Source organism: Algoriphagus confluentis, assembly GCF_036245625.1.
In the GTDB taxonomy this organism is placed as follows: Bacteria; Bacteroidota; Bacteroidia; order Cytophagales; family Cyclobacteriaceae; genus Algoriphagus; species Algoriphagus confluentis.
The window spans coordinates 138,586-150,701 of record NZ_BTPD01000012.1 but is presented as its reverse complement, the minus strand read 5'-3'; the positions used below and the strand labels follow the sequence as shown (position 1 = coordinate 150,701).

The following is a 12,116-nucleotide window of genomic DNA, read 5'->3' as shown; positions in this document are numbered from 1 at the left end:
TTCCCCTCGGCATCATAGACAAAGGTAGCGGGGACTCCAGTCAATCGAAAGGCAGAGGCCAGTCTAAAAAGGGTGTCAGAATAAAAGCGGTGCGTATCCAAACTATCAAGCCTATAGTGTTCTGCAAAACTCTTGACCTCCTCAACCGACTCGGAGGAAACCCATAAAAAACGGGTGAGCGAATCCGCTCTAAAAGTTCTTTCGATCAACTCCGCCTCAGACTGACAGATCGGGCAGGTGGAATTGAAGTAGATTAGCACAGAAGGATTATTAAAGGTTTGCATTTTTAAATTTACAGACGCTCCTTCGGCCGAAACCATCATTATAGAGGGAATAGAACTATAAGCTGATTGCAACTCCTGCTTTATGCTATATCTAGTGAAACCAATCCAAGCACCAATCACAATCAATCCTATTAGTAGAATTGGGAATAGGTATTTCATCCGCATAGCCCTAGCTGTTTCCCAAAGAAATAAACATCACAAATACTACCCAACAAAAAAGGAAGCTTACATAGTATCCCAATACTATTTTAAGCATAGCGTCCAAGGAGCTCTTCAAATATTGTTTCTAACCGCTTAAATAACTGGACCAGTTTTGTTGCCTAAACTTAGGAACAAAATGATCGAAGAACTAATCAAGAATGCCCGACTCTCCTCGAGTGGTCGAAAATTACTTACCTCAGAACAAAAAGCCTTTATTGTAGAAGATTGGGAGTCTTCTGGCTTATCTTGCCCAGAATATTGTCGGCGACATGGACTGATCACCAGTCAAGTATACAGCTGGCGTTCACTTGCTAAATCAGGAGCGATTATGAGTATCAAAAATCAAGGAGACCTGCACTCCAAAGCCGAATTGGAAATGCTTAGAAAAGAGAATGAGGAGCTCAAAAAGGCCCTTGGAGAATCCACGCTGGATATCAAAATCCTAAAAAAAAAGTTAGAAATGGATCAACTACGAAACAAGAAATTGAATCGTTATCCAGGGAATTCGGATTGAGTATGAACAAGACCATCAAGACATTAGGGGTGCCGAAGTCCTCCGTGTACTACAAACCAAAACCCTATCCTGAGCGCAAAAGTACGGCTCGCAAAGAGCTATGCGAGCAGATGAAAACCGCCATCCTAGAGATCACTGCAAAGAAATCTACCTATGGTGTCCCCCGGGTCAAAGCCTTGCTCAAGCGAGACTATGGCCTACAGGTGACCAAGTACATTGTGCACCGGTTTATGAAAGAAGAAGACCTATTGATTACTCGTCATCGCACCAGAGGCAGTAGCAGGATACATTCCGGACAGATCGCAGTGCCGGAGCCAAACACCCGATGGGCTAGTGACATTACTTCCATTAAATGCTGGAACGGAGAAAAACTTCGGGTGGCCTTTTTGATGGATTGTTGTGACCGATCCATTATCGCCTGGAGAGCAGGAAAACATATGCAGGCAATAGATATTGAATTAATGGTTCAAGAAGCCTTATACAGCCGTTTTGGCGAGAACCTTCCGCCAACTGGGCAACTCCAATTCCTTCATGATAACGGACCAGAGTTCATTGAAAAGAACCTTAAAAAGAGCCTGAAATCTTGGAATATTGACGATTGTAATACCCCAACCTATTCACCACAATCCAATGGTATGTGCGAAGCATTGAATGCAACCTTTAAAAGAGATTATGTCTATGAAAACTGTCTGGATTCCGCTCAAATCGTTCTCGAGCAGATCCCTCATTGGGTAAACGAATACAATACCTTTGCCCCACACTCGGCCTTAAATATGAAAACACCAAATGAATTCTATAACTTTAAAACCGCAGCCTAACTAGTCCAACTTTTGAGCGGAAAGAGCAATATTTGGCTAAGAGGAAAGCCATGAGTATCCAATAAACGACTTCAAAAACATTCAATACTTTGAAAGGATAAAACAACCATTCCTGAAGTGACTCAGCATCAAATAAACTAAATAAAGACAGTGGCGCAAACAAACGAACCGACTCCATCGATACGGGATGAAAGGAAAACCATATAATTTTGATCAGCAGGGGAATAAAGAAAATAAACTCAGAAATAAGAACTATTCCAAAGACCTTTCTATAACTGATTTCATATTTAGCTAAATACAAACCCAAATAAATCAGCATAGCAGGAATCTGAAGGGCTATCAGTTGAATCAGCAATTTAATAGGATAAGTAACCCAGAGCCATTCTTTGCGAAAATCAAGCAACTCATAAACTCGAGATTCGGAAAACTTATCAGAATAAAATTCATAAAGAACCAAATCATTCAAAACCACGTAATCAATAAAAAAATAGAAAAGAACATAAAAAATAAAGTATATGATAAGAAGTACCTTCATTACTTGCTAAAGAAAACATTTAAGTCCTTAATCCACTCTTTCAAAAGTCATTTCGGTCGGGCCAAGTTCTCCACCTTTTCTTACAAACCTTAATTTCAGATTCGAATCATTTACAGAAGATACAAAGAACTTTATAGGGTTTACTTTTCCAGATTCAAAAACAATCAGAGTATCTGATTTTAAGAGAAATTTTCCTTTCTTTTCCGAAACAGAGAAGTCAGGACCGGCATTCGTGAAAAAAATAGAGTCCTTCTGAAATGAATAAAAGGTATTATTCAAAACGAATTCCATACCTTGAATAGCATCTAACTTCTTTTCCTCCGACAATTTATTAAATGCATCGCTACCGACCATAGTCGTAAAACCAGTAAAATCAACCAACTTCCACCTTCCTTCTAAATTACTATTATAAAACAAGGAGGTTACTAGGAGTAAGACAAATATAAAGTTCATCGTTAAGATTTTCGATTAAAAAGCTAGCCTACATAAGAATGCAGGCTAGCAACTCAATTAGGCTTGAGGACAATTTGCTACCCAAGTATCATAAAGTAAAAGCCAAAGCTCATCTGATCCTTGAAAACCTCCGCCAAAAAGCAGCAGTTCAGCATCCTCACAATACCCTGATCCCACCAGATTTTCCATCTGGTCATTTGTTAATTTTTCCATAGTTGTTAATGGTTAATTGTTAGAAATAATTAAAAGAATGGTTGATTTTAAAAAATCAGTTCCAAACTTCCAAATACCTAACCGTCAGATCATTGCAATTCTTAGAAAAGTACAAACTGAAAAACGGATTTTTTCGGAATATTCTTCTGAATTCTTAGGTCTACCCACCCCCCTATTCCTTAGTTTATTTGGGGTTTATCTAAACTAACAAAATATTTCATCGAATTTCAACTATTTTTTAATTATTTTCAATTCTTGGAAAAATCAAACGATAAATTTAATACCCCTTGTTAAGGAACTGGGCGGAGTCCCTAGCTTCAAAAAAATCAAACTTCTGATTCTTGTATTGAGAATAGGCGAATCATTGGTCTTCTGCCTTAAAAAATCGCTCACAGATTACACAGACTTGCACAGATTATTGAAAGGACTACAAGCTTCTCACTGCCAACTGAATTCAACAACACTGCAAACTGAACACTGCAAACTGCCTACTAGACAGCCGGTTCCTGCTGACTCAAGCAGTGAAAACTGCCCAAACCCCAGATGATATCTGTACTGTCGATACCGATCACACGCCTACCCGGAAAGCAATCTGTAAGGATATCCAGAGCTTTCTGATCGTTTTTATCCCGAAAAGTCGGCACTACGACCACTTCATTCCCAGTGTAGAAATTAGCATAGGAAGCAGGAAGCCGCTGATCTTCCCAGATCACGGGACTAGGCATAGGGAGCTCCACGATATTCAGTTGCTTGCCATTTTCAAGCCTCATTTTCTTAAGGAGCTCAAGATTTTCAGCCAGGATATGGTGATTCTCATCGACTTTGTTTTCCTCCACTACCGTCACCACGGTATCCTCATTCACAAAGCGGGTGATGTCGTCGATATGCCCATCCGTATCATCCCCGATGATGCCATCTCCAACCCAGAGGATATGCTTTACCCCATAGTAATCACAGAGGTACTTTTCGATTTGGGCTTGGTTGAGGTGCGGATTGCGGTTTTCATTCAGTAAACAAGCCGTTGAGGTCAAGAGTGTTCCCTTTCCGTTAAACTCCACCGAACCGCCTTCCATGACGATTCCAGGTTTGAAATAGGGAATACCCAAGTGCGCCGCAATGCGAATCGGAATCTGATTATCCAGATCGTGAGGAGGATATTTTTCCCCCCAAGCGTTGTAATTCCACTTCACGAGCACCTTCTTGATTTCCGCCTTTGGATTGATCAAAAAGGCAGGTCCATGGTCCCTGCACCAAGCGTCATTGGTAGGGAAAAAGTGGAAGAAGATCTTGCTCAAATCCGCACCTGCTTTTTCCAGATGTGCCAAAGCAAAGGCTTTCATGGCTTCATCTGCCACATTGATATTCACCTTTTGGCCTTTGGCTACTTCAGTGATAAACTGGGAATAGGGTGCAAAAATCGTCTCGATTTTTCCCGGCCAGCTTGCCTCTTTGTGGGGCCAACTCAGCCACATGGATTCCTGAGGAGCGAATTCAGCCGGGAAATAATAGCCCAATTCAGCCGGAGTCACTGCTCCGCTTTTGGCCAAGTCAAACAAATCTGCCATCGCTTAGTCTTCGTCTAGGAAACGCTTGGTGATCGGATCGTAGGAATCGATTCTTCGATCCCGGAGGAAAGGCCAATGGGTTCTATATCTGTCGGAACCTGTCAAATCCAATTCTTCCACATGAACTTCCTCTTCCAGATGCGGAGCCTTGTAAGTCACCCGTCCAAAGGCATTGGACACGAATGATCCTCCCCAAAACTGCATGGGCCCTTCGATTCCGGTTCGATTCACGGAAACTACAGGAATTCCATTAGCGACTGAATGGGACCGCTGAATTGTCTGCCAAGCATTGTATTGATCTTCATTGGTCTGCTCGTCCTGATGTAGAGCCCAGCCAATGGCAGTGGGATACACCAAAAAGTCGGCTCCTTTCAAAGCAGTGATTCGAGCTGCTTCCGGATACCACTGATCCCAGCAGATCAGCACGCCGATTTTGCCAAATTTGGTTGGGAAAACCTTGTAACCCAAGTCTCCTGGAGTAAAATAAAATTTCTCAAAATAGCCCGGGTCGTCAGGAATATGCATTTTTCGGTATTTACCGAGGTAAGTTCCGTCTGCATCAAGAACTGCCGTGGTATTGTGGTAAAGCCCTTCCGCACGCTTTTCAAACAGGGAAGCCACGATGACCACGCCAAGCTCCTTGGCCAAGGCTCCGAGTGTCTCAGTTGATGGACCGGGGATGGCTTCGGCAAGCTTGAAGTTTTCGTAATCCTCCACATCGCAGAAGTAGAGCGATCTAAAAAGTTCCTGCAAGACTACGACTTGCGCGCCTTTTTGGGCAGCGGTGCGGATGCCTGCTAGGGTTTTCTCCATGTTTTCGGCCACATTCCCAGAGCAACTGAGCTGGACCAGACCTACTTTGACGGTTTTGTTTGCCACGGCTAAAAGATTTTTTGATTCGTAGGCAAAGATACCTTGGAAGGTGGGGAATGGCAAATGGGGAGACTGATTGAAAGATTGGAAAATTGAAAGATTTAAAAATTAAGATTTTATTAGGGACATAAAACAATCTCAATAAAAATATAGGTATATCCGCAATGACACCAGTAAATCAAAATGGTCTCGTCATCGCTCGGCCTCCAGATTCGAGTTATTGATGAGAAGGGAGAAAAATGGGACTGTGCCCCATTTTTCTCCCCTCCAACCTGGAAAATCAACGGTCACCAAGCTGTAAGCTTCCCCGAAAATTGGGCCAGTCAAAAGTTTACTTTTCACCCGATAAGCGAAGGTAAGTGAATACTCCAAGCGGTTCAAGACCAAGGCGAGCGGTTGGCTTGGGCCAACCGGTCTTGAGCCGCTTTCCGCATTCACTTTTGCGCTGCTTAACGGTTGGAAAAGCAAAAGATATGTTCATGTTAGTTCTTCCAATAAGTCCACGGGAGTCCGATATCCAAGTGCCTCATGGGGCCTTTCCCGGTTATAGTCGTCCAGAATGTTGAGCAGACGGAAGTGCCTGCCGCTCCACAGGCTGTCGCTCATGAAGTCGACAGACCAGACCTGGTTGATCGATTCTGGTCTATACAGGGCCTGTTTGGTCCTTGCCGGCAGCCGCTTCTTGTGTCTGCGCCTGATGTTCAGTCCCATGGCAGAATAGATGCGGTAGACCTTTTTATGGTTCCACGGATGGCCTTTTCTGCGAAGCCGGTAATGGGACTGCCAAAAGCCAATGGCAGGGTGTTTGGCTACCAGTTCTTCCAGGGCCTGGATCACGGGCATGTCGTTTTTGGGTTTGGGTTGATACTGGAAAGTACTTCGAGGCACGCTGAGCGTCTTACACGCCTGACGTTGGCTCACTCCATGTTCTTCGACCATGAACTGAACCAGCATGCCTTTTTCGTCAGGCGTCAGAGCTTTTTTGAGACAGCATCCTTTAGGGCTTCATGTACCAAGCTTAGCTCTGCATACATCCGCTTCAGGCGGGAATTCTCTTCCTGAAGTTCTTTCAGCTTTTTGACCTCACTGGCTTCCATCCCGCCATACCGCTGCTTCCATTTATAAAAAGTGGTGGGGGTTACTTCCATCTCGCGGCAGATTTCCTCTACTTTTCTGCCTGCCTCATGAGCTTTGATCGCTTTGACGATCTGCGTTTCTGTGAATCTCGATTTTTTCATAATAACCATTTAAAGTTGATAAATTCAATTCAACTTTCAAATGGCCGACTTTTAGGGGAGCTTACAAAGCGAAGCCGAGGTAAAACCATATAAAATTCGGTAACTGGCAGGATTACAGACAATAAGATTAAAATTTTTGGTTCTTGAAAAGTGTTCAGAAGAAAAAATTATAATCTCTACTTTGGTTCAATATCCTCACAATCAAAATACCCTTCTCCTCCAGCTGATAAAAAATCAAATGGGATTTATAAACAAATAACCTTAAGCCTTTTGAAACAAAATCAGATTGTTTGCCCATAAGTGGGAATTGAGCCAATTTCTGCAAGGATTCCTCTAGCCCTAAGACATAATTATTGGCCTGAAGGTATCCAAACTGAAAAATCCCATAAGTATAGATCTCAACAAGATCTTCTTCAGCTTTGACTGAAAGCCTAAAGCTTGCCATCAGATTTCAGTTTGACTTCCACCTCTCTCATAATTTCAGTAAAGGATTTATTCGATACTCCTGAGTCTAATCCTTCCTGAATTGCGATTTTCAATTCTTTCAGCTTGGTTTTTCGTTCTTGATCCTGACGGATAAGATGACGTAGATACTCTGATTCATTAGTGAAATCCCCCTCCTCAATTTGGGCTTTTATCCAACGGTCTTGCTGATCCGTGAAAGTCACTGTTTTCCTTATTACTGCCATATCTCCTTTACTTACACCAATATTCATACGATTAGAGCAATATTGGTTATTAATTCTAAAATACCAATAACTACTCCCCTTTCCTACATTAAGATCCAAAGCTCACACTGAACAGACTCGTCAAAACTTAATAAGGCATGCCGCCCGAAAATACCCAAAAACTGACCTTGTGAATCACCTGCCGCGGCTGGAGATTGCAGGTCTTCTTGAAATCAATGGAATCCATTTACTTGGGCTTTGGACTCCATTTAAACTCCAATGGATAGATTTTTTAATCGATTTTCTCCGTGGTGCCAATCTCTTTTTCTCGGACATTTCTTCGGAATTCAAAGTGAATAGGCAAGAGTGAGGGTCTTATAGCTGAAATTCGATTCCACCTCATATTCCGTAATTTAGAAATACCTCTGAGTTAATGGAATAGACGAAATTCTAACTTTTTAAATCTGGCGAAAACCTCATCAAAATTACCCTTTATAAATATTGATTCTGAAAGTGGCTTTAAAATCATATACCTTCAGAGAAGGATCATTTTGCTTGAAAAACTTACCGGTCATCGTCCCTTCCATGATTCGGTTTGCTTCGTCAAATTTAGTGATCTGCATGCTAAGCGGAAGGTCTGCAGGTTTGGGGCTGATTTCAGGTCCAATGTACCGGGACAAGTATTGGCTTCCGTTCACTTCCAAACTATTGGTAAAAATGGAAGGGTAAGACCCTACTTTGAGGCTTTGGGGCATGAAAACTATCATGTTGACGCAATCTCTTCCTTCTCCTGTGCCGCATTTATTTCCATACTGCATCGATATAGAGTAATCGAAAAAATTGTAAATCAACACATTAAGTCCCGGAGTATTATCTGTGATTCGTTCAAATCCAGTTCCGGGGATTAGGTTTTCCTCCAAAATTTCAGATCGATACTTCGTTCCGTCTAGGGTAAACTCCATGTATAAAGCTTTCTTCTCTTCTATTACAGGGTCGGGTTCTTCCGTTTCGGAACAGCCCAGAAGAAGAGGGATAAAAGGCAAAATAAGCAAGCGTAAATAAGCGGTGGTACCTAGGAGTTTTTTCATGTTTTTCTTAAAAATATCTATCAAATGTACTCTTAAGAAAAGTCCTGAAAAATACCCTATATCGGGTATTTTTTTAGTGTTTTTATTATCGGATAATTGGGAAAATATACCCCTATCCAGCTATGACACTAAGTGAACAATTAGTCTTCTGCAAAAAATGCCATAACAGAAGATTCGATGCCAATCAAGGCCTGGTTTGCTCCCTGACCAGTGCAAAACCCAATTTCCAAACTACCTGTGAAACCTTTCATCTGGACGAAAGAATGCAGGCGGAATTATTAGAAAGCTCAGAAGAAATCACAACTGAAATTCCCGCCAATATTCCCCAACAGAAGTACCAAGCGCTTCTCCAGGAACAAAATCTCTCTTTAGCCATCACCGGGGGGATTTTGGTAGGATTGCTTGGAGCAGTTCTCTGGGCGGCAATTACCGTAGCTACGGGATGGCAGATCGGTTATATTGCACTGGCTATCGGAGCAGGCGTTGGTTTTTCCATGCGCTATCTAGGCAAGGGAATCGAGCAGGTATTTGGGATTTCCGGTGCTGCAATCGCTGTTTTCAGCTGCGTGATTGGCAACTTTTTAAGTGTTTTGGCTTTTATCGCCGATGCAGAAGGGTTGACTTATTTGGACACATTGCTTTACTTTGACTACAGCTACACCTTGGAACTTTTGGCCGAAACTGCCCAATTCATGGATTTGGTTTTCTATGCCATTACAGGCTACGAGGGGTACAAATTCGCCTTCCGACAATTTACTGGAAGTGAATTGGTAAGCATGGCGAAATAAAAGATGATTTTCTGAAAAATTCCTATACAATTTCTCAAGTTTTGACCATGAAAGACCCTCAGGCCATTTTCGATTATTATTTGGACAAAATAAATGAGAAAGACTTCGATCTGGCTGAGGTAAGGAAAACACTGGAGAGGGAAAACTTTCCAGAGGAGGAAATTCGACCCCTAATCAAGCGACTGGACAATGAACTGCAGCGGCAGGCATTTTCAAAAATCAATCAATCCAATCGGGTCAATTTGATGGGATTGGGATTGTTTCTTATAGCCTTGGGCTTGGTGGTCACCTTGGGCACCTTCCTGGGGATAATCCCTTCCGGCAATTCCTTTATTCTGGCATACGGCCCGATTTTTGGAGGACTTGGGATCACTGTTTCAGCCTACTTGAGTAAGAAGAGACTGCGAAAAGCAAAGGGTAAATTCGAGAATTCGAATTGGAAAAAGTAAATGGAAGAATTTCAGAACCGAAGTTTTAATTGACCTTTTAGAAATCCATCACCGCGCTTAACTTCTCCCTCAGTTCCCAAGCTTTTTCAGTACTGAGTATTCCGAGTTTTTCCAAAAATCGGGGATTTTCCAAGGCATGGAATTGATCCAAGAAAATCAAGGAATTTTTTTCCTATACCGGTTTCTGAAATACCCATGTGAGCTCAAAGAGAGATTTATACCTTGATGAATGTTCAAAATCTTTTCTTTCCTACAGGCGTTCATTAACTTAGAATTGACTATCAAAAACTAACATGTCAACCACACTCAAATCCTCCATCCATCAGCTTGTAGATGAAATCGAAAATGTGCAACTGCTGGAAACGATTAGGGATTTTCTTGCCTCAAGAAAAAACTCTAAACCTGGTCAACTTTGGGCAGAACTGCCTGAAGAAAAGAAACAGGAAATTTTATCGGCCTTAGAAGAATCGGAGGATGAATCAACCTTGATTACAAGGGAGGATTTTTTGAAAAGAGAAAAATGAAAATCCTCGTAAGCAAACGAGCCAACAATGACTTTCAACGGATCCTAGATTACCTAGAATATAATTGGGGTAGTGCTTCTGTAGAAAAGTTCAAAATCTTAACCGATGACTTTTTGGATATTTTGGAGAGCTTTCCTGAAATCGGCTCTATGGAATTCCCCGAAAAAAATATTTTAGGTTTTCAACTAACCCCACAAACTCTTGTTTTCTATATAATCAAAAAAACTCACATCTTGATTTTAGCATTCTTTGATGTCCGCCAAAACCCAAAGAGAAAGAACTTTTGATTAAGAAGCTCAAAAATCCATCACCGCGCCTAACTTCTCCCTCAGTTCCAAAGCTTTTTCAGTACGGAGTATTCCAAGTTTTTCTCAATTCAACTTTTAGTCAGAGACAAAGATTTATCAGAAAAAATCAAGCTACCCCCTCATCGATCAGCTGATCAAATTCCGCATTCACTTCCATGGACGAATCTCTTACCAGTTGAGAAGCTTTTGCGAATGCTTTGGCCAACTTCTTCCGCTTATGATAGAGATTGTAAAAATCAATGGCCTCATTGATGTACCTATTTCTTGGAATTCCCTTTTCCTTGAGAATATCCTCTGTTTCCTCAAAAACAGATTCATTGAGTTTTAAAGAAAGTGTTTTAATAGATTCTTGAAGTATTACTAAAGGTATATACTTTCCTTTTCCAAAGAAAATTCAAATGAAGCATTCATTAAAAAGTCTGATATCATACAACCCAACCCTACTTGGTCTAAGTCTCAATAAATCCTACTTTTAACTCAACCTAAACCCATTAACCTATGAAAAGACTCTTTCTTGTGACGCTCCTGTTTTGCCTTGGAGCATTTTCCACTTTTGCGCAAAAAGGCACCAAGGAACGAATCAAAGTGCACAGCAAAGCCCTAGAAGGCAATCTGATCGGAGATCCGGCTGACCGGGAAGTGACCGTTTATCTTCCTCCCTCCTACGCTGCCAATCCCGACAAGCGCTTCCCGGTGCTTTACATGCTCCATGGATTTACAGACACCGATTCCCAATGGTTTGGCTGGGAAAAGCACTGGATCAACTTACAAGACGTGATCGAGCAGTCTTTAGCCGAAGGCCTTTCGAAGGAAATGATCGTAGTCATGCCCAATGCCTTCAACCGCTTCAAAGGCAGTATGTATGCGAGTTCCGTCACGATCGGAGATTGGGAAACTTTCGTCACCCAAGAACTCGTCAGCTACATCGATGCCAATTACCGCACCATCCCGACCAAGGAAAGTCGGGGTCTAGCCGGCCACTCCATGGGAGGCTATGGCACCTTGCGATTGGGCATGAAAAATCCAGAGGTCTATTCTGCAATCTATGCACTCAGCCCCTGCTGCATGGACGGCGGAGCATCCACAAATTCCGAACTGATGAAAAAACTGGAAAGCCTAAGCCCTGACCAACTTCAGGAAACTTCATTTATGGAAATAGCAATGCTCGCCACCTCGGCAGCTTTCGCTCCCAATCCCAAAAATCCTCCCCTATTTCTGGATTTACCGGTGAAAGATGGGGAAGTGAGGCAGAATATCATCAACAAGATCGTCGCCAACCGAACCCTCAACTTTGTCGATCAATACATTCTGAATCTCAAAAAACTCAAAGCAATTGCGATCGATGCGGGACTACAGGACCGGGGAATCAGCGAAGCCACCAAAAGCCTGCACGAAACCTTGGATTCCTACCAAATCGATCATTTCTACGAAAGCTACGAAGGCGATCACCTCAATCGTATTGCCGAGCGGATTCAGACCAAAGCGCTTCCCTTTTTCTCTGAAAATCTGAAATTCTAAATCAGAATAACTCCATATTCCTTTAGGCCTCAATCCTTGTATTCTGGATTGAGGCCTTTTTCATTTGATTTTTACCAAG

General features: G+C 42.1%; 20 protein-coding genes. 8 read left to right on the top strand and 12 right to left on the bottom strand.

Annotation, left to right across the window (positions count from 1 at the left end; translation table 11 throughout):
- The coding region (locus AAA943_RS17580) for a peroxiredoxin family protein (protein ID WP_338225594.1) at window positions 1-284 on the bottom strand (284 nt) is incomplete at its 3' end.
- A 337-nt stretch (window positions 285-621) separates the two neighbouring features.
- On the opposite strand from AAA943_RS17580, the gene tnpA reads away from it, so the two are divergent.
- Together tnpA and AAA943_RS17570 are read left to right on the top strand one after the other, a co-directional pair.
- Window positions 622-999 (top strand): IS66 family insertion sequence element accessory protein TnpA, encoded by a 378-nt coding sequence (gene tnpA / locus AAA943_RS17575; RefSeq protein ID WP_338225593.1) that lies wholly within the window; start codon window positions 622-624, stop codon window positions 997-999.
- 2 nt (window positions 1,000-1,001) lie between these two features.
- Entirely contained in the window at window positions 1,002-1,817 is an 816-nt protein-coding gene (locus AAA943_RS17570; protein WP_338225592.1) for an IS3 family transposase, read from the top strand.
- Here the strand turns inward: AAA943_RS17570 and AAA943_RS17565 are convergent.
- The 10 genes from AAA943_RS17565 to AAA943_RS17520 all read right to left on the bottom strand — a co-directional run bounded on the left by AAA943_RS17565 (window position 1,801) and on the right by AAA943_RS17520 (window position 7,410).
- On the bottom strand, window positions 1,801-2,283 hold the full coding sequence (locus AAA943_RS17565) for a hypothetical protein (protein WP_338225591.1): 483 nt from the start codon (window positions 2,281-2,283) through the stop codon (window positions 1,801-1,803). The two genes, AAA943_RS17570 and AAA943_RS17565, sit on opposite strands and share 17 nt — an antisense overlap.
- A gap of 96 nt (window positions 2,284-2,379) precedes the next feature.
- On the bottom strand, window positions 2,380-2,805 hold the full coding sequence (locus AAA943_RS17560; RefSeq protein WP_338225590.1) for a hypothetical protein: 426 nt from the start codon (window positions 2,803-2,805) through the stop codon (window positions 2,380-2,382).
- A gap of 57 nt (window positions 2,806-2,862) precedes the next feature.
- Window positions 2,863-3,018, bottom strand: coding sequence for a hypothetical protein (locus tag AAA943_RS17555; RefSeq protein WP_169719264.1), 156 nt, complete (start codon window positions 3,016-3,018; stop codon window positions 2,863-2,865).
- Between the two features lie 491 nt (window positions 3,019-3,509).
- Complete coding sequence (locus AAA943_RS17550) at window positions 3,510-4,583, bottom strand: agmatine deiminase family protein (protein WP_338225589.1); 1,074 nt, start codon at window positions 4,581-4,583, stop codon at window positions 3,510-3,512.
- A gap of 3 nt (window positions 4,584-4,586) precedes the next feature.
- Complete coding sequence (locus AAA943_RS17545) at window positions 4,587-5,462, bottom strand: carbon-nitrogen hydrolase (protein WP_338225588.1); 876 nt, start codon at window positions 5,460-5,462, stop codon at window positions 4,587-4,589.
- Window positions 5,463-5,648: 186 nt separating this feature from the next.
- On the bottom strand, window positions 5,649-5,894 hold the full coding sequence (locus AAA943_RS17540; RefSeq protein ID WP_338225587.1) for a hypothetical protein: 246 nt from the start codon (window positions 5,892-5,894) through the stop codon (window positions 5,649-5,651).
- A gap of 39 nt (window positions 5,895-5,933) precedes the next feature.
- Complete coding sequence (locus AAA943_RS17535) at window positions 5,934-6,344, bottom strand: IS3 family transposase (protein WP_338225586.1); 411 nt, start codon at window positions 6,342-6,344, stop codon at window positions 5,934-5,936.
- An 83-nt stretch (window positions 6,345-6,427) separates the two neighbouring features.
- Window positions 6,428-6,694, bottom strand: a complete 267-nt coding sequence (locus AAA943_RS17530; RefSeq protein WP_338225585.1) for a transposase — start codon at window positions 6,692-6,694, stop codon at window positions 6,428-6,430.
- A 154-nt stretch (window positions 6,695-6,848) separates the two neighbouring features.
- Window positions 6,849-7,139: a type II toxin-antitoxin system RelE/ParE family toxin gene (locus AAA943_RS17525; protein WP_338225583.1), complete on the bottom strand. Its 291-nt coding sequence runs from the start codon at window positions 7,137-7,139 to the stop codon at window positions 6,849-6,851.
- A complete protein-coding gene (locus tag AAA943_RS17520; protein ID WP_338225582.1) occupies window positions 7,126-7,410 on the bottom strand; it encodes a type II toxin-antitoxin system ParD family antitoxin in 285 nt (94 codons plus the stop codon). Before AAA943_RS17520 ends, AAA943_RS17525 begins: the two co-directional genes overlap by 14 nt.
- 142 nt (window positions 7,411-7,552) lie before the next feature.
- Between AAA943_RS17520 and AAA943_RS17515 the strand changes: the two genes are divergently transcribed.
- On the top strand, window positions 7,553-7,732 hold the full coding sequence (locus AAA943_RS17515; RefSeq protein ID WP_338225581.1) for a hypothetical protein: 180 nt from the start codon (window positions 7,553-7,555) through the stop codon (window positions 7,730-7,732).
- A gap of 115 nt (window positions 7,733-7,847) precedes the next feature.
- Here AAA943_RS17515 and AAA943_RS17510 read toward each other — a convergent pair whose 3' ends face one another.
- On the bottom strand, window positions 7,848-8,450 hold the full coding sequence (locus tag AAA943_RS17510; protein ID WP_338225580.1) for a hypothetical protein: 603 nt from the start codon (window positions 8,448-8,450) through the stop codon (window positions 7,848-7,850).
- Between the two features lie 122 nt (window positions 8,451-8,572).
- Here AAA943_RS17510 and AAA943_RS17505 point away from each other — a divergent pair, with 122 nt between their 5' ends.
- The 5 genes from AAA943_RS17505 (at window position 8,573) to AAA943_RS17485 (ending at window position 12,037) form a co-directional block, all read left to right on the top strand.
- The gene (locus AAA943_RS17505) at window positions 8,573-9,238 is read left to right on the top strand and encodes a hypothetical protein (protein ID WP_338225579.1); all 666 of its coding nucleotides are present in this window, start codon (window positions 8,573-8,575) and stop codon (window positions 9,236-9,238) included.
- Window positions 9,239-9,285: 47 nt separating this feature from the next.
- Window positions 9,286-9,687, top strand: a complete 402-nt coding sequence (locus tag AAA943_RS17500; protein ID WP_338225578.1) for a hypothetical protein — start codon at window positions 9,286-9,288, stop codon at window positions 9,685-9,687.
- 347 nt (window positions 9,688-10,034) lie between these two features.
- Window positions 10,035-10,211 carry a hypothetical protein gene (locus tag AAA943_RS17495; protein ID WP_338225577.1) on the top strand — a complete coding sequence of 59 codons (177 nt, stop codon included), beginning with the start codon at window positions 10,035-10,037 and terminating at the stop codon, window positions 10,209-10,211.
- A complete protein-coding gene (locus AAA943_RS17490) occupies window positions 10,208-10,498 on the top strand; it encodes a type II toxin-antitoxin system RelE/ParE family toxin (protein WP_338225576.1) in 291 nt (96 codons plus the stop codon). The genes AAA943_RS17495 and AAA943_RS17490 overlap by 4 nt, the downstream gene beginning before the upstream one ends.
- Before the next feature lie 519 nt (window positions 10,499-11,017).
- A complete protein-coding gene (locus tag AAA943_RS17485) occupies window positions 11,018-12,037 on the top strand; it encodes an alpha/beta hydrolase (RefSeq protein ID WP_338225575.1) in 1,020 nt (339 codons plus the stop codon).
- Window positions 12,038-12,116 lie beyond the last annotated feature (79 nt).